General features: G+C 42.2%; 13 protein-coding genes and 1 pseudogene. 7 read left to right on the top strand and 7 right to left on the bottom strand.

Going from position 1 to position 17,021, the window contains the following annotated elements; translation table 11 throughout:
• Positions 1 to 190 precede the first annotated feature (190 nt).
• The 3 genes and pseudogenes from mnmA to C4S38_RS03610 all read left to right on the top strand — a co-directional run.
• Positions 191 to 1,267, top strand: coding sequence for a tRNA 2-thiouridine(34) synthase MnmA (gene mnmA / locus C4S38_RS03620; protein ID WP_103982588.1), 1,077 nt, complete (start codon positions 191 to 193; stop codon positions 1,265 to 1,267).
• Between the two features lie 74 nt (positions 1,268 to 1,341).
• Positions 1,342 to 1,809: a hypothetical protein gene (locus C4S38_RS03615; protein ID WP_103982587.1), complete on the top strand. Its 468-nt coding sequence runs from the start codon at positions 1,342 to 1,344 to the stop codon at positions 1,807 to 1,809.
• Positions 1,802 to 2,011, top strand: a pseudogene (locus C4S38_RS03610) (winged helix-turn-helix domain-containing protein); the annotation flags it as partial. The gene C4S38_RS03615 and the pseudogene C4S38_RS03610, both read left to right, overlap by 8 nt.
• A 96-nt stretch (positions 2,012 to 2,107) precedes the next feature.
• On the opposite strand, the gene C4S38_RS03605 reads toward C4S38_RS03610, so the two are convergent.
• The 3 genes from C4S38_RS03605 to C4S38_RS03595 form a co-directional block, all read right to left on the bottom strand.
• A complete protein-coding gene (locus C4S38_RS03605; RefSeq protein WP_103982586.1) occupies positions 2,108 to 3,052 on the bottom strand; it encodes a ribose-phosphate pyrophosphokinase in 945 nt (314 codons plus the stop codon).
• 62 nt (positions 3,053 to 3,114) lie between these two features.
• On the bottom strand, positions 3,115 to 4,815 hold the full coding sequence (locus C4S38_RS03600) for an alpha-amylase family glycosyl hydrolase (RefSeq protein WP_103982651.1): 1,701 nt from the start codon (positions 4,813 to 4,815) through the stop codon (positions 3,115 to 3,117).
• Positions 4,816 to 4,869: 54 nt separating this feature from the next.
• A complete protein-coding gene (locus C4S38_RS03595) occupies positions 4,870 to 5,709 on the bottom strand; it encodes a patatin-like phospholipase family protein (protein ID WP_099464849.1) in 840 nt (279 codons plus the stop codon).
• Between the two features lie 166 nt (positions 5,710 to 5,875).
• On the opposite strand from C4S38_RS03595, the gene C4S38_RS03590 reads away from it, so the two are divergent.
• Positions 5,876 to 8,080, top strand: coding sequence for a sodium-translocating pyrophosphatase (locus C4S38_RS03590; RefSeq protein ID WP_103982585.1), 2,205 nt, complete (start codon positions 5,876 to 5,878; stop codon positions 8,078 to 8,080).
• Between the two features lie 130 nt (positions 8,081 to 8,210).
• Here the strand turns inward: C4S38_RS03590 and C4S38_RS16315 are convergent, their stop codons facing one another.
• The gene (locus C4S38_RS16315; protein WP_103982584.1) at positions 8,211 to 8,759 is read right to left on the bottom strand and encodes an eCIS core domain-containing protein; all 549 of its coding nucleotides are present in this window, start codon (positions 8,757 to 8,759) and stop codon (positions 8,211 to 8,213) included.
• Between the two features lie 282 nt (positions 8,760 to 9,041).
• Between C4S38_RS16315 and C4S38_RS03580 the strand changes: the two genes are divergently transcribed.
• Positions 9,042 to 11,231 (top strand): glutamine synthetase III family protein, encoded by a 2,190-nt coding sequence (locus C4S38_RS03580; RefSeq protein ID WP_099464267.1) that lies wholly within the window; start codon positions 9,042 to 9,044, stop codon positions 11,229 to 11,231.
• 90 nt (positions 11,232 to 11,321) lie between these two features.
• Here the strand turns inward: C4S38_RS03580 and C4S38_RS03575 are convergent, their stop codons facing one another.
• The gene (locus C4S38_RS03575) at positions 11,322 to 12,206 is read right to left on the bottom strand and encodes a TIM barrel protein (protein WP_099464268.1); all 885 of its coding nucleotides are present in this window, start codon (positions 12,204 to 12,206) and stop codon (positions 11,322 to 11,324) included.
• 82 nt (positions 12,207 to 12,288) lie between these two features.
• Between C4S38_RS03575 and C4S38_RS03570 the strand changes: the two genes are divergently transcribed.
• Positions 12,289 to 13,617, top strand: coding sequence for an MATE family efflux transporter (locus C4S38_RS03570; protein ID WP_103982583.1), 1,329 nt, complete (start codon positions 12,289 to 12,291; stop codon positions 13,615 to 13,617).
• Positions 13,618 to 13,684: 67 nt separating this feature from the next.
• Entirely contained in the window at positions 13,685 to 14,965 is a 1,281-nt protein-coding gene (locus C4S38_RS03565) for an O-acetylhomoserine aminocarboxypropyltransferase/cysteine synthase family protein (RefSeq protein ID WP_103982582.1), read from the top strand.
• Between the two features lie 3 nt (positions 14,966 to 14,968).
• On the opposite strand, the gene C4S38_RS03560 is transcribed toward C4S38_RS03565, so the two are convergent.
• Positions 14,969 to 16,126, bottom strand: a complete 1,158-nt coding sequence (locus tag C4S38_RS03560) for a glycosyltransferase family protein (RefSeq protein WP_103982581.1) — start codon at positions 16,124 to 16,126, stop codon at positions 14,969 to 14,971.
• The gene (locus tag C4S38_RS03555) at positions 16,123 to 16,923 is read right to left on the bottom strand and encodes a UDP-2,3-diacylglucosamine diphosphatase (RefSeq protein WP_099464272.1); all 801 of its coding nucleotides are present in this window, start codon (positions 16,921 to 16,923) and stop codon (positions 16,123 to 16,125) included. Before C4S38_RS03555 ends, C4S38_RS03560 begins: the two co-directional genes overlap by 4 nt.
• Positions 16,924 to 17,021 lie beyond the last annotated feature (98 nt).

Genomic DNA, 17,021 nt, shown 5'->3' with positions numbered 1-17,021 from the left:
TTTTAGCCTTGCTTAAAGAACTCCTTATTGTTTCATTAGGATGAAACTTTTGTTTCTTCAGCATAAAACTTTTGTTTCACCCCGATGAAACACCTATAATCAACGGCAAAAGGATTTATTTTATTGCCGCCACCCTGACTCTCTGTTATCTAAAAAAATAACAGTACCTTTGCACTTTATATTTTAATTTATGGAAGTAGCAGCATTAGTATCAGGAGGAGTAGACAGTTCTGTAGTTGTTCACATGTTAAAGGAAGCGGGATACAATCCCACCATCTTCTATATCCGGATAGGAATGGAGGATAAAGACGGCTACATAGACTGTCCTGCAGAAGAAGACATCGAGATCACTTCTTATATTGCCCGTAAATATGGCTGCAAATTTGAAGTGGTTTCTCTGCATGAAGAATATTGGGAACGGGTCGTAAGCTATACGATCGATTCCGTTAAACGCGGCCTTACACCAAATCCCGACATGATGTGCAACAAATTCATCAAGTTCGGATGTTTTGAAGATAAATGGGGTAAAGACTTTGATAAGATAGCAACCGGCCATTATGCCACGACAACAGAAATAAACGGCAAGGTATGGCTTTCGACAGCCAAAGACCCGGTAAAAGACCAGACCGATTTCCTCGGACAAATCACCCGTTTACAAATCAGGAAACTGATGTTCCCTATTGGCCATTTAATGAAAAGCGAGGTACGTGCTATCGCAGAAGAGCAAAAACTCCCCAGTGCCAAACGCAAGGATAGCCAAGGCATTTGCTTTTTAGGAAAGATTAACTATAACGATTTCATAGAGCGCTATTTAGGACGACGCGTAGGCAAAATTGTAGAACTGGAGACTGGAAAAATTTTAGGCAAACATAATGGTTATTGGTTTCATACCATCGGACAACGCAAAGGTTTAGGCTTAAGCGGTGGCCCTTGGTTTGTGATCAAGAAGGATATCAAACGCAACATTATCTATGTTTCCAACGGTTATGACCCGGAAACGCAGTACGGCAAAGTAATTAACCTAAATGGCTTCGATTTCATTACAGAAGACCCTTGGGGAGATTTTGCCGACGAAAAGGAAATTATGTTCAAGATCCGTCATACGCCGGAATTTACCCACGGACGTATTCGCCGCATAGGCGACCTTTACCGCATAGAATCCGACAACAAAATTCAAGGAATAGCTCCCGGTCAATATGGTGTGGTTTACGACAAAGAACACCATCTTTGCCTTGGCAGCGGTATGATTATAGAGGAAGAGAAATAGGCAAGTTTTCAAAATAACCCTATACACGCATCAATATTCTCCTACCTATTCCAGGAGAAAGCAAGATTATACTGATGGGAACGACATTTGCTACCTCTTTCAGTCGCTATCTTCCTTCTGGCTCATTAAATGCCCGGATCGGGAAATGGACAGTCAATGCAGCTGCCTCAGCTACCTTCATACCCAAAGATGGAAGTGAAATGACATCAGTCAGACTATATCCGGATAATAAAACCAGTTTTTCAAGTTTATCCAAATTCGACAATAAGGGTTCCATCCTGAAATGGATTGTAGATTATGCCAATAAAGTCTCACTCTCCTGGAGTTTTAAGAGCGGTAAGAAGGTGAACAAAAGATTCAGTCAACAAAAGAAAAAAAACATGGATTGTCGCAGGTTTATGCTGCTGTATATCCCCCATTGTCAGTATGTTTGCAGCTATGCCAATTCTATTTGTGGAAGCGCTTATCGTTTCCATGACAACAACAATGCTCGGATTAGTAATCAAAGCAAAGGTAATCAACAACTAACGGCTTATGTTTAAAGAATTAGATCCATTACTTCATTCACAATTACGGTTGGCTGTCATGTCCATTCTTCTCTCGGTAGAAGAAGCGGATTTTGTCTATCTGAAAGAGAAAACAGAAGCTACGGCCGGCAATTTAAGTGTACAAATAGATAAACTGAATGAAGCAGGCTACATCCAGGTAGAAAAGAGCTTTGTCGGCAAGAAAGCCCGAACCATACGTTAATGCGTTGAAAGGGTACATTGGAATAAAGAGAAATAAAAAAAGCCTGTCAATTGTTTTGACAGGCTTTTTTGTATTATTAATATGAAAAATTTATTTGATCACATACAATGAACTGATAGATTCGTCTTTACATACACGACGGATAGCCTCAGCAAACATATCTGCAATAGAAAGCACTTTCACCTTCTCGCATTTTTTTGCATAAGGTATAGAATCGGTAAAGATCATCTCTGTAAGCGCGGACTGGTCTACACGCGTAGAAGCAGGGTCCGACATTACGGCATGACTGGCAATGGCACGTACGGATTTAGCTCCATTTTCCATCATCAGGTTAGCAGCCTTTGTAATAGTTCCAGCTGTATCGACCATGTCGTCAACCAATAATACATCCAATCCTTTCACATCACCAATAATACGCATCTCTGCCACTTCATTGGCACGTAAACGGGATTTATGGCAAATCACCATTGGCAAGCCCAAATATTTAGAATAACTGCTGGCACGTTTTGTACCACCGACATCCGGCGTAGCTATGCACAAATTATCCATTGGTAAAGAAGACTTGATATAATCAAGGAATACGGATGATGCATACAAGTGATCTACCGGGACATTGAAAAATCCCTGAATCTGATCAGCATGCAGATCCATCGTAATCAAACGGTTAATACCTGCCGTACTTAACATATCAGCAATTAACTTAGCACCGATTGACACACGGGGTTGGTCTTTTCTGTCTTGGCGTGCCCAGCCAAAATAAGGAATTACCGCAATGATAGAATGAGCCGAAGCACGTTTGGCTGCATCAATCATTAAAAGCAGTTCCATCAAATTGTCCGAATTAGGAAACGTAGATTGTACCAAGAATACATCCCTGCCACGAATAGATTCTTCGTAAGAAACCGAGAATTCTCCATCGGCAAAGTGTTGAATGTTCATCTGCCCCAGAGGACAACCTAGACTGTTGCAAATTTTCTCTGCAAGATACCGGGAGTTGGTTCCCGAAAACACCAAGAAAGGAGTTTGTGCACTCATTATTCCGAATATTTATCTTAAAGTGAATTGTTTTAATGTGCCGCAAAGGTATAAAACAATTGTCAATTATTATAAGTAAATTTCAATAATTTGCCGGAATAAGCAGAAAGCACTACCTGATAAGGGTAAGCATCAGTGAGTGTACTAACGGTATGTTCTGTTGTCAGCAGGTCTGTCAATACAGCTGCTTTGTTATCTTCAAAACCTAATGCTTTAAATGCATCAGCCGGTATTTCCACGCGTACAGTTTGCTCCGCCTTGTCAAAATTAACTACAACCAATAAAACTTCATTTTTATACTTACGCATAAACACATATTGACGATGCGAATTAAAATACGGATTCGATTTATTTGCATACATCAAATCATAAAACTCGCCATTTGCAATAACAGGCTCATCGTGCACTACATTCAATAATTTACCATATACTTCACGTAGCCGTTTCTGATCATCAGTTAGTTTTCCTCCGTCAAACTTCCAGTCATCGATCCAATTACGCAAAGACTCCACACTCCAATAATCAAAAATTGTGGTACGTCCGTCACGACCGCTAAACCCTTCCTGATCCATGCCACGTTCACCAACCTCCTGACCGCTATATATCATTACCGGATTCACATTCATTGCTGCGGAAACAATCATGCCGGGAACTCCGGGACGGGCATCGCCCGCAAAGAAATCCGAAGCGATACGTTGTTCATCATGGTTTTCCAAGAAATTCAACATATTATGCCGGATACCTTCCAACGCTTGCCAGGAATATGTAATATTACTCGCAGGAGCCCGCCCCGTCATAACCGCACGGACTGTATCATACAAGCCTACTTTATCGTATAAATAATCAAAATGTCCGGTATAAATATAATTCCGATACTCGTCCGGATTATATACTTCAGCAATGAATATTATATCCTTATAGATCTTCTTTACCTCAGGAATAACCCAATTCCAGAACTCAACCGGAACCATCTCCGCCATATCGCAGCGGAAACCGTCAACACCTTTATCTGCCCAAAACAGTAAAATGTCTAACATTTTATCCCATGTACCGGGACGAGGATCAAAATGGCAGGTTCCGCCATTCATATAATCTACACCATAATTCAGTTTCACGGTCTCATACCAGTCATTTTTTCCCGGAGAAGCACTAAAACAATTATTTCCTGTAACTTTAGCAGGGAATTCGCTATATTCGTAGTCTTCTTCCTGAGCTCCGAAATGCAGCGTTAGCGACTGCCCCGGCATATAATAAAAATTATTATTCGCATCAAATGCTTTTGTTGTATTATCTTGCTGTCCCAAATCTTGCACAAACGGCAGCCGGACATCCGAATTATATTGACGTGCCACATGGTTCGGCACAAAGTCTATAATAACTTTCATTCCGGCATTGTGCGTACGCTTCACCAGTTCTTCAAACTCCTTCATTCGCCCATGTACGTTGTCCGCCAAGTCCGGATCTACATCATAATAATCTTTGATTGCGTAAGGGGAACCGGCCTTGCCTTTCACTACGGCATTATGATCTTTACGTATCCCATAAGCTGTATAGTCTGTTTTTGTTGCATGCTCTATTACTCCGGTATACCAAATATGAGTTATCCCCAACTCCTTAATTTTGGCTAAAGCTTTCGGCGTAAAAGCAGAGAACTTTCCTACGCCATTCTTCGTTTTATCTCCATACTTTACCAGGGAAGCATTCAAGTTCCCGAACCATCGAGGGAACACCTGATAAATAACCATCTTTTCCATTTGTTTCATCGTGTTATTCATCGACTCAGTTTTTTATTTCCGGAAAGCCCCGCACAAAAATCATTAAGGCTGTAAAGCTCTGTTCTTTTTTGTAGTAATAGCTTTCACCAACGTTTCAAATTTGTTTTCCCGTAACACTTTCTCGAAAGCGCGTCCGGCAGCGGCATAACCGATATTTGTTATAGTCTCTACATTTTCAAGGTCGAAAGTTTTATACAGCCCGAACTCTTCCGCTTCTATCAACACATCGCACATCTCCCGGTCTTCCAGTGTATTGGCACGGAACATATAATGATAAGACCGTTCTGCGATATGAAATATCGTCTGCTTATATTTTTGAGAAACAAGCGGACTTACATTCACGCCTATTACTTTATCACATACATCACGTATTATCGAGACAGGGAAATTATGGAACAATCCGCCATCCACATAATGCACTCCATTTATCACAACCGGACTGAATATAATAGGAATGCTGCATGAAGCCGTAACAGCTTCAACAATAGGACCGCTCCGGAACTCATGACTTTCGCCATTATCCAAATCGGTTGCCATAATTACAATCGGGATTCTCAGATCCTCTATATTTTTAGTTCTCAAATGCCTTTTCAGAAAATAACGGAAGCGTTTACTATCAAACAATCCGGCTTTGGGCAACTGTAACTGGGCGAATTCAGAAAACTCGCGTCCGGTAAAAAGTTCCTTGATTTCGTCTGCCGTATATCCGTCTGCAAACAACGTTCCCATCAAAGCTCCTACACTTGTTCCGGCTATTATATCCGGCATCAATGCACATTCTTCAAGCATTTTGAAAACTCCGATATGCGCAAAACCCTTTGCTCCTCCTCCACTCAGAGCTAAACCTAATTTATAAGCTTTACGATCCGTTTCTCCTGTCATCTGCATTTCACTTCTTTATATCGGTAACAAATATGCTGTTTTTTTTAGTATGAAACATAATTATTCATGAAAAAGTTTCCCACCGGTTATATTTTTGCTACATTTACGGATAAAGATAAAGCGTCAATATTTCTACTATATTACATAAACTTTAAATCTGTCGGCTATGGTTACAAGTATTTTCTGGATTATTCCGCTGGCGTCTCTCATAGCGCTGGCGTTTGCCTGGTATTTCTTCAGACAGATGATGAAAGAGAGTGAGGGTACTGAATTAATGGCAAAAATTGCATTGCATGTACGTACGGGAGCCATGTCTTATCTGAAACAACAATACAAAGTAGTGGCTCTTGTCTTTCTTGGCCTTGTTGTCTTGTTTTCCATTATGGCTTACGGTTTGAAAGTTCAGAACGAATGGGTGCCCATTGCATTTCTGACAGGCGGCTTTTTCTCAGGGCTTGCCGGGTTCCTCGGAATGAAAACAGCGACTTATGCTTCTGCACGGACAGCCAATGCAGCACGTACATCATTAAATAAAGGGTTACAAATAGCTTTCCGAAGCGGTGCCGTTATGGGATTAGTTGTGGTAGGACTCGGATTGCTCGATATTTCATTCTGGTATATATTACTGAACGCCTTTATTCCGGAAGAAGCATTAGCCCCGACACACAAACTTACAATCATTACAACAACAATGCTGACATTCGGAATGGGTGCCTCAACACAAGCTCTGTTCGCCCGCGTAGGTGGTGGCATTTACACCAAAGCCGCAGATGTAGGAGCTGATCTTGTTGGTAAGGTTGAAGCAGGAATTCCAGAAGACGATCCACGCAATCCGGCTACTATTGCAGACAATGTTGGTGATAATGTTGGCGATGTTGCAGGCATGGGAGCCGATTTATACGAATCCTACTGCGGTTCTATCCTTGCCACTGCAGCATTAGGCGCAGCGGCTTTTGTTGCATCAGGCGATACAGAGATGCAATACAAAGCTGTTATTGCACCCATGTTAATTGCTGCCGTAGGCATCGTTTTATCAATCATCGGTATATTTGCCGTACAAACCAAAGAAGATGCTTCAATAAAAGCATTGTTAAAAGCATTGGCCATAGGAACAACACTCAGTTCGGTACTGATTGCTATTTCCACATTCGGTATATTATACCTGTTAGGTATGCAGAATTGGTTCTGGATAGGATGTTCCGTTATAATCGGTTTATTAGTAGGCATAGTTATCGGACAAGCAACGGAATACTATACCTCCCAGTCATACAAACCTACCCGAAACGTATCTCTAGCCGGATTAACCGGCCCTGCCACTGTGATCATCTCCGGTCTGGGATTAGGTATGCTTTCAACAGCCATTCCTGTATTGGCTGTCGTCACAGGCATTATATGTTCTTTTTTATTTGCTTCCGGGTTTGATTTCAACAACGTAACTATGGGATTATACGGAATCGGCATAGCTGCTGTGGGCATGCTTTCTACCTTAGGTATCACATTAGCGACAGATGCCTACGGACCGATAGCAGACAATGCCGGAGGAAATGCAGAAATGTCAGGACTAGGGAAAGAAGTACGCAAGCGTACCGACGCATTAGATTCTCTGGGAAATACTACGGCCGCTACAGGCAAAGGTTTTGCCATTGGTTCGGCAGCATTAACAGGACTGGCATTGCTGGCTTCTTATATTGAAGAGATAAAAATAGGACTATTACGGCTTGGCGAAACAGTTCTTTCTTTTGCCGACGGACGTACTATCGAAATATCCAAAGCTTCTTTCTCCGACTTCATGTTTTATTATGATATTACATTGATGAATCCAAAAGTATTATCCGGCATGTTTATCGGTTCTATGATGGCCTTCATGTTTTGTGGGCTTACCATGAATGCTGTAGGACGTGCAGCAGGCCACATGGTAGAAGAAGTTCGCCGCCAGTTCCGCGAAATAAAAGGTATCCTTACCGGCGAGGCTGAACCAGATTACGCCCGCTGTGTAGAAATAGCAACAAAAGGTGCTCAACACGAAATGGTTCTTCCCTCCATGCTGGCAATTATTGCTCCGGTATTGACAGGTTTTATATTCGGTGTTTCGGGTGTTGTAGGCCTACTTATTGGCGGATTAAGTACCGGATTCGTACTGGCTGTATTTATGGCTAATGCCGGCGGTGCCTGGGATAATGCAAAGAAACATATTGAAGAAGGTAATCATGGGGGCAAAGGAAGCGAAGCCCACAAAGCAACTGTCGTTGGAGACACTGTTGGCGATCCGTTCAAAGACACATCCGGTCCAAGTCTCAACATACTCATTAAACTTATGAGTATGGTTGCAATTGTAATGGCCGGCCTGACTGTGGCCTGGAGTATATTCTGATTAATAGCCCTAAATGGGTTTATGTCTATGGCAAATGCTATTCTGTTTATAGAATACGGTAGTATTTTCCCGCCTAAAAAAGTTGAGTTGATAACTGTCAACCGCTTGGCTGACAGTTATCAACTCAACTTTAGTTCGGTATGTCCTGTCCCAGGATCATTTGTATCAATCCTACAACATGATCCTTCGCAATATTTGGCTGGAACTTTAATGTCATTTCTGCTCCGTTTTGCTCATCACGAGATTTCCATTTCGAGGTAAATTTTCCATTCTGCAACGTAACCTCATTTAGCTGCGCTACATCTTTTAACTCTTTACGAGAAGCCTCCGGCACCGGAGAAGCCGCTTCTTCTCCATTAGCTACCCGCATAGCTCTTTGCCCCATCAAGTCGGCCTCACGTTCAAGCTCTGCATTATCATTCACAGGCATTCCTCCTACTACGGTTGTAGGCTGCACACGTCCTTGCATTTGCTGAACTACATGCCAGGCTTCATGAGATAAAAGGTACTCCTGTCCCGGACCTAAATAAATATTTGTTCCTTGTGCATAAGCAAGCGCATTAATGTTTGCCGGCCTGGGAGAGTCATAATGCACTCTTACATCATCTAACGTAAAGCCAGAGAGAGTCTCGATTGCACTCTTTAAGTCCTGAGGCAATTCCTTTACATATCCTGCCATAATTATTATCTGTTTACCCTCCTACTCTGTTAAAGGCTTTTCGGAACCCGCCTGTTATTTTGTTATCTCTGTAAGCCTACGGAAACAAAACTAAAGGCTACGTAAAAAGATAACTATTATAATTTGTGAAACAGGGAATCCGGTTTGCGAACAATAGAAAAAGAGCTTCCTGATAAAATTCAAACTCTCATCCGCAGGAATATATATTTTAACAACGATCTGTAAGCCAAAATGAAGATTTGCTTGTATCTTTGCCGCCGGTATAACATAAAAACAATCCGTATGTCAATCTCACGCTTTAATGCAGTAGAGAAGGCTTCCAACCGTAAAGCCGTCGAAGTAATCACTCCCAATCGTAAAGTATCCGAATATTTCGGTGAGAATGTTTTTAACCGTAAGGCTATGCAAAAGTATCTTTCGCAAGAAACTTACAAAGCCTTAACCCACGCCATTGACAATGGTGCTCCTATCGACCGGCAATTTGCTAACCACGTAGCTGCCGGTATGCGTATGTGGGCCCTGGAAAAAGGCGTTACCCACTACACGCACTGGTTTCAACCACTTACAGACGGAACTGCCGAAAAGCATGACGCTTTTGTTGAACATGACGGCAATGGCGGCATGATTGAAGAATTCAGCGGAAAACTGCTTGTACAACAGGAACCGGATGCATCCAGCTTTCCAAACGGAGGTTTAAGAAACACCTTCGAAGCCCGCGGATATTCGGCCTGGGATCCTTCGTCTCCGGCATTCATCGTAGACGACACTTTATGTATCCCTACCGTCTTCATTGCCTACACAGGCGAAGCGTTAGACTATAAAACTCCGTTGATCCGCTCGGTTGAGGCTTTAGGAAAAGCGGCAAAAGAAGTTTGCAACTATTTTGATGAAGACGTAAATAAAGTAATCACCTTCCTTGGCTGGGAACAGGAATATTTCCTAGTTGATGAAGATTTATATTCTGCACGCCCGGACTTATCATTGACAGAACGTACTTTACTGGGACACGAAAGTGCCAAAAACCAGCAGTTGGACGATCATTATTTCGGCGCCATTCCTTCTCGTGTACAAGAGTTCATGAAAGAGTTGGAAATCGAATGTTATAAACTGGGTATTCCGGTAAAAACCCGCCATAATGAGGTTGCTCCGAACCAGTTCGAATTAGCACCTATTTATGAAGAATGTAATCTGGCAAACGACCATAACCAGTTACTCATGTCGGTTATGAAACGCGTTGCACGGCATCACAATTTCCGTGTATTGTTGCACGAAAAGCCATTCAACGGTGTGAACGGTTCGGGCAAACACTGCAATTGGTCGATGGGTACAGATACAGGCATCAACTTATTCTCACCGGGCAAAGACCGCGAAGACAATTTGCGCTTCATTACTTTCGTAGTCAACACTCTGATGGCTGTATATAAATACAATGCATTACTGAAAGCCAGTATTGCATCGGCTACGAATGCACATCGTTTGGGAGCAAACGAAGCGCCTCCTGCAATCATTTCCTCTTTCCTGGGAACACAGATTTCAGAGATATTGGACAAGTTCGAAAACAGTTCCATTGAAGATGCCATAGAAGTAGACGATAAGAAACGCTTACATCTGGGATTCGGGCAAATACCCGAACTGTTATTAGATAATACCGACCGTAACCGTACGTCGCCTTTTGCTTTCACCGGGAACCGTTTTGAGTTCCGTGCATTGGGTTCATCAGCCAACTGCGGTTCGGCCATGCTGGCATTAAATTCTGCCGTAGCCTATCAGCTACGCCAATTCAAGAAAGATGTGGAAGCACTTCGCGCTGCCGGAAAAAGCAAGGAAGCTGCCATCTTTGAAGTACTGAAAGAGTATATAAAAGAATCCAAACCGATCCGTTTCGACGGTAACGGTTACTGCGACGAATGGAAAGCGGAAGCTGCACGCCGCGGGCTGGATTGCGAAAACAGCGTTCCGTTACAATACGATGCTTATCTAAAACCGGAAGTAATAAAAATGTTTACAGCTACCGGCGTACTGAGTGAGAAGGAGCTGGAAGCACGCAACGAAGTAAAATGGGAAGTCTATATCAAAAAAGTACAGATAGAAGCGCGCGTATTGGGTGATCTGTCAATGAACCATATCATTCCGGTAGTACTGCATTACCAGTCTTTATTACTCAGCAATATCACCAAACTAAAAGAGACATTCAGTGCGGAAGAATATGAGGAGTTGGCTGCAGAGCCGCGTCGTTTGGTACGTAAAATATCTCAGCATGTAGGTTGCGTTACAAAAATGACAGACGAAATGATCGAAGCCCGCAAGATGGCAAACCGCATCGGCGACCTTCGCACACGTGCTGTTGCTTATCACGATACAGTGGCTCCTTATCTGGATGCTATACGCGACCATATAGATGAGTTGGAACTGATGGTGGACAACCAGATGTGGCCGCTACCGAAATACCGCGAACTGTTATTTATCCGGTAAACACGACCCTACGGAATATAAGAGAGGGGCTGTCTGATTGTTCAGACAGCCCCTCTTCTTTTGTTAACTCTATTTCATAGCTTTAGGCTACTAAAATTTCACGTATGGTGCTTTCATCAAGAAGTCGTAATCATATTTCACTGCTTGTAGCGGTGTCATATTATAAGTTTCCTGTTCTATGAAGTAATCTTCCAATCCGGCTTTATCCGCCACGGCAAACAAAGCTTTGAAATCTACCATGCCTTTTCCCATTTCCGTACTACCTTTTCCATTCGGATTGGCATCTTTCAGGTGCCAGTTAGAGAAACGTCCCGGATAACGGTTTACATAATCATGGCATTTATAGCCTCCGAATACCACTTGTGCCGTATCCATCTGGAAAGCAACCAAATCTTTGTCAGTATTCTCGATCATGACGTCGAAAGGAATCTCTCCGTCCAGCTTATGAAATTCGTCCACATGGTTATGGAAAGCAAAGCGCAGACCGTTAGCTTTTGCCATTTCGCCACACTTATTAAACTGGTCTGCCAAACGTCTTACATCCGAAATGCTCTTAATATCTCCGGCAGGATAACCGGCTTGTATAATCCACTTGCAACCCAATTCGGAAGTAGCATCCATATTCTTCTTCCAGAAATCCCAACCTTCGGCATTACCATTGGCAATCAGGCCACTTCCGGTATGCGAACCAACCATTTTAGCTCCCAAATCATTCAGGTATTTCTTCATTTCAGCAGGAGTTTTGCCATAAAACTTACCTTCTTTATAGCCGGCTGCTTCCAATCGTTTGTAACCAATGTTCACTACAGCTTTCATCGTTGCATCGAAGTTTTTCTCCAAATCCTCGCGCACACTGTATAATTGCAAACCTATTGCTTTTTCTTTATTCGCCAACACAGAAGCGAATCCATCAGGTACCACACTTAAAGCAGCAACAGCAGCTCCTGCTTTTAAAAAATTTCTTCTTGTAATCATATCTTTATTATTTTCTTTAAGATTAGCAGCGCTAAAGATAAAAAAATATTTTTACTTTCGCACAAAATTCAGACGGTCAGTCATGCACGGTACAAAAAATCTAACAAAAGGCCCTATCACCCGCCAATTATTCAATCTGGCAATCCCCATAATGGGAACCTCCTTCATCCAAATGGCATACAGCATAACAGATATGGCCTGGGTTGGACGACTGGGAAGCGAATCGGTAGCTGCCGTTGGAGCAGTGGGTATTCTTACCTGGATGACCAATTCGATCGCCTTATTAAATAAAATAGGAGCAGAAGTCAGCGTAGGGCAAAGCATCGGAGCCCAGAACCAGAAAGATGCCAGACTTTATGCATCTCATAACCTGACCATTGCCCTGATACTTTCCATCTGTTGGGGGCTATTGCTATTCGTTTTTGCAAATCCTATTGTCGACATTTATAAACTGGAAACACCGATTGCCACAAAAGCCGTGGAATATCTGCAGATCATTTCTACAGCATTTCCATTTATATTCCTTACGTATGCTTTCACAGGCATCTATTATGCAGCCGGACTAAGCAAAGTTCCATTTTATATAAGTGGGACAGGACTTGTGATGAATATGATTCTGGACCCCTTATTTATCTTCGGATTAGGATGGGGAACAGCTGGCGCGGCATGGGCTACATGGCTATCAGAAGGAATTGTAGTTGTCCTCTTTATCTATCAATTAAAAAAGAGAGGTAAACTGCTTGGCGGATTCCCTTTCTTCACCAAATTGAAGAGCAAATATGCAAAACGTATCTTCCAACTAGGACTTCCTGTTGCGGCACTTAATACATTCTTCGCTATTATTAACCTATTCATGGCACGTACAGCCTCTACTTACGGAGGACATATCGGGTTAATGACGCTTACAGCCGGCGGACAATTAGAAGCAATTGCCTGGAATACATCTCAGGGATTCAGCATGTCGCTCAGCGCATTCGTAGCACAAAATTATGCTGCCAAATGTAAAGAGAGGGTTATGAGTGCTTACTACACGACAATGAAGATGACAACAACGCTCGGTATTCTTTGTACTTTTTTATTTGTTTTCTACGGAAGTGAAATATTTTCATTGATCGTACCGGAACAAGCAGCCTATGAAGCAGGTGGGATCTTCCTCCGCATAGACGGCTATTCCATGATATTTATGATGCTTGAAATCACAACCCAGGGAATATTCTATGGAACAGGACGCACTATGCCTCCTGCGATTATCAGTATCACGTTTAACACGCTTCGTGTTCCGATAGCCATCGGGCTCACAGCGATAGGATTCGGTGTAGCAGGCGTATGGTGGGCCATCAGTATTTCAAGTATGCTTAAGGGGATTGTTGCTTTTATCTGGTTCCGTATTTTACAAAAAAGAATATTGTAATTACTTTTCTCCTGACAGAAAAGTAATAATCCTTACATTTGCAACTCAAGTAAAAAACAGAATCAATATGGCAAACAAATTGAAACCGGAAACCCTGTGTGTACAGGCCGGCTGGCAACCCCAAAAAGGAGAACCACGAGTACTACCTATTTATCAGAGTACGACATTCAAGTATGAAACCAGCGAACAGATGGCGAAACTTTTCGACCTGGAAGAGAGCGGATTCTTCTATACCCGCTTGCAAAATCCGACAAACGAAGCCGTAGCCGCCAAAATTGCCGCCCTTGAAGGAGGCGTTGCTGCTATGCTTACTTCATCCGGACAGGCAGCCAGTTTTTATGCCTTCTTCAATATCTGCGAGGCAGGCGATCATATTGTAAGCGCAACCAGCATTTATGGCGGAACATATAACCTGTTGGCTGTTACGCTTAAGAAGTTAGGAATTGAATGTACATTCGTTGACCAGGATGCCTGCGAGGAAGAAATAAGCAAAGCGTTCCGTCCAAATACAAAACTAATGTTTGGAGAGACACTTTCCAATCCCGGAGTAATGGTATTGGATATAGAGAAATTTGCCCGTATAGCCCATAAGCACGGCGTTCCTCTGATCGTTGACAATACGTTTGCAACACCTATTAACTGCCGTCCGTTTGAATGGGGGGCAGACATTGTTACTCATTCCACAACAAAATATATGGACGGCCACGCAACTGCTGTAGGAGGCTGCATTGTTGACAGTGGCAACTTTGACTGGGATGCGCATGCCGATAAATTCCCAGGCCTTTGCCAACCCGATCCGTCATATCACGGACTTACTTATAGTAAAGCCTTCGGTAAAGGGGCTTTTATCACCAAAGCTACCAGCCAGTTGATGCGCGACCTGGGAGCCATACAAGCTCCACAGAATGCATTCTTGTTGAATTTAGGACTTGAGACACTGCATTTACGTGTACCTCAACATTGTAAAAATGCTTTGGCTGTAGCCAAATGGTTACAAAAATGCGACAAAGTAGCCTGGGTTAACTATCCGGACCTGGAAGACAACAAACATCATACATTAGCCAAGAAATATTTGCCAAACGGTTCTTGCGGAGTTTTGTCATTCGGATTAAAAGGCGGACGCGATGTAGCAATCAAGTTTATGGACAGCCTGCAACTGGCAGCTATCGTAACCCACGTAGCAGATGCCCGTACCTGTGTTCTTCATCCTGCCAGCCATACACACCGTCAACTTACCGACGAACAATTGATAGAAGCAGGAGTTGCACCCGATCTGATCCGTTTCTCCGTAGGTATCGAAAATGCAGACGATATCATTGCAGATATAAAACAGGCATTGGATAAGTAAAGATTAAATAGGAAGAAACCGTCCCAACCGACAAGTCCAGTTTGTTATAAAGCGCTGGAAAAAAGTTGGGACCGGCTCTTCATCTACCAGTAAGTCGGAGCGGAATTCACGCAAAATGAGCCAGTCTGTTTGTTTTACCCAATGAGAGAAGCGGGTATTAGGTTTGTGTGTTTCTGATAAATCGAGTAAGGTATCCAAATCGAATTGGTTACTTATGATACCAGCTCCCTCCAAAGAGGCGTCGAAAGCGTTGCAAGCTTGTTCTATATGAGTAGGAACCATAAGGACAGGCTTATTCAAATACATCGCCTCGCAAACAGATTCAAAACCGGCTGTTGTTGCATATGCCTTTGCTCCAGCCATATATTCAATAAAAAGTGTGTCATTTAATTGGTGGAATGTCAGATTCGTATCCACCTGCAATTCCGCAGAAACGTTCTTTTTATCCCAAAAGAAATGCATACTTACCTGCGGATGCTTTTTATGCCAAGTCCCAATTTCTTCACTAAAACCGCTATTTAAAAGATAACCATGTAAATAATTGCCATTACGGGGTGTTGCTTCAAGCACCTCTTGCCTTAGCAAAGGAGGTACCACAATTATCCTCTTTGATGGAACTTCACGCATCTTCCTAAAAGATAAAGCCAGTTTCTTCACCGAACCAATTGCTGTCATCAGGGTAAAGAATTTGAGAGAAGCCAGAGACAAAGAGTTTAACCTAGGGAAACTAAAGTTCGGGTGTAGAAAAAGGTATTGATGGGCGATGCATATCATTTTTGCCCGGGGGCGGAAGAATAAATAGGTCAATCCGGTCAGCAACTCATAAAAATTCACAACCACATCCGCTTTTGTCTCCTTTATAATCCGGTTTATATATAATATACTTGCTACATATTTATGCAGGCGGGCCGAATTATAAACAACACTCTTCAATAAATTAGCTTGTTTATTTTTAGCTGTCGGCAAAAAGTTAGGACTTTCAAAAGAAAAAACAGGCGTTGCTATTTTCTCCGTAAAGAACAAAGGCAACCTGCGTGCGGGACTCTTACCAACAAGCACGCCTACTACTTCATGTCCTTCGGCAACGAGTTTCTGTTTTAAAGACAATGCCTGGGTTAAATGTCCTCTACCCTCACCCTGCACAATAAAAAGTATCTTCATATAACAGCTGAATAATAATGTTCTTTTTGTATATCTTTTTCCGTATTGTTTTCCAGATTACTGTAAGAGATAACATTCCATTCTCCATCTTCATTTTCTACAAGGGCAGTCATACTTTCGACCCAATCACCCGAGTTCAGATAATGAATATTCCCATAATACACATTGGCAGCCTGATGGATGTGGCCACATATAATGCCATCCAGTCTTTTGGCCTCGGCCAATCTTACCAGTTCACTTTCAAACTTCGATATATATGAAACAGCGCTTTTAACTTTATGTTTTACTTTTTGAGATAAAGAATAATAAGTTTTACCTTTTTTTTCACGATAACGGTTATATATCTTATTCACCCACAGGAGAAATGTATATCCGGCATCTCCCAGCATTGCCAGCCAACGCATATTGGAAGTAACTGTATCAAAAATGTCACCATGCGTTACCAGATAGCGTTTGCCGTGGCTTTCCAACAAATAATCTTTTACAATAGAGACATTCGATATTTGAAAAGGTATTAAGTTATCCAGAAAGTCATCATGGTTTCCACGAACATAAATAATCTGTGTTCCTCTCTTCTCCATCATTTTCATTAATACTTTAAAGAAGTCCGTATGTTTTTGCTTCCACCGTTTACCAGTTTTTTTAAGTTGCCAGCCGTCAATAATATCACCATTTAAAATAAGATGTTTGCAATCTACATGTTTCAGGAAGTTGGTTACTTCTTCCGTTCGTGAATGCTCGGAACCTAAATGAATATCGGATAAGACTATTGTCGGGTAATATGTTCTTAATTCCATGTTGTTTCTCTAATTTAATACAGAACAAATGAACGATATCTATATTACAACTATAAAACAAGACAATGAAGATAAAATGACAAAGGGCTATTCCCTCA

Source organism: Parabacteroides chinchillae (assembly GCF_900108035.1).
Lineage (GTDB): Bacteria > Bacteroidota > Bacteroidia > Bacteroidales > Tannerellaceae > Parabacteroides > Parabacteroides chinchillae.
The sequence above is the reverse complement of the archived record's forward strand: the minus strand, read 5'-3'. Positions and strand labels throughout refer to the sequence as shown.

What these genes read in the sequence shown, in the direction of transcription:
- mnmA (WP_103982588.1), top strand. Translation starts at nt 191, where the DNA reads ATGGAAGTAGCAGCATTAGTATCAGGAGGAGTAGACAGTTCTGTAGTT.
- C4S38_RS03615 (WP_103982587.1), top strand. Translation starts at nt 1,342, where the DNA reads ATGGGAACGACATTTGCTACCTCTTTCAGTCGCTATCTTCCTTCTGGC.
- C4S38_RS03605 (WP_103982586.1), bottom strand. Translation starts at nt 3,052, where the DNA reads ATGAGTGCACAAACTCCTTTCTTGGTGTTTTCGGGAACCAACTCCCGG.
- C4S38_RS03600 (WP_103982651.1), bottom strand. Translation starts at nt 4,815, where the DNA reads ATGAAACAAATGGAAAAGATGGTTATTTATCAGGTGTTCCCTCGATGG.
- C4S38_RS03595 (WP_099464849.1), bottom strand. Translation starts at nt 5,709, where the DNA reads ATGACAGGAGAAACGGATCGTAAAGCTTATAAATTAGGTTTAGCTCTG.
- C4S38_RS03590 (WP_103982585.1), top strand. Translation starts at nt 5,876, where the DNA reads ATGGTTACAAGTATTTTCTGGATTATTCCGCTGGCGTCTCTCATAGCG.
- C4S38_RS16315 (WP_103982584.1), bottom strand. Translation starts at nt 8,759, where the DNA reads ATGGCAGGATATGTAAAGGAATTGCCTCAGGACTTAAAGAGTGCAATC.
- C4S38_RS03580 (WP_099464267.1), top strand. Translation starts at nt 9,042, where the DNA reads ATGTCAATCTCACGCTTTAATGCAGTAGAGAAGGCTTCCAACCGTAAA.
- C4S38_RS03575 (WP_099464268.1), bottom strand. Translation starts at nt 12,206, where the DNA reads ATGATTACAAGAAGAAATTTTTTAAAAGCAGGAGCTGCTGTTGCTGCT.
- C4S38_RS03570 (WP_103982583.1), top strand. Translation starts at nt 12,289, where the DNA reads ATGCACGGTACAAAAAATCTAACAAAAGGCCCTATCACCCGCCAATTA.
- C4S38_RS03565 (WP_103982582.1), top strand. Translation starts at nt 13,685, where the DNA reads ATGGCAAACAAATTGAAACCGGAAACCCTGTGTGTACAGGCCGGCTGG.
- C4S38_RS03560 (WP_103982581.1), bottom strand. Translation starts at nt 16,126, where the DNA reads ATGAAGATACTTTTTATTGTGCAGGGTGAGGGTAGAGGACATTTAACC.
- C4S38_RS03555 (WP_099464272.1), bottom strand. Translation starts at nt 16,923, where the DNA reads ATGGAATTAAGAACATATTACCCGACAATAGTCTTATCCGATATTCAT.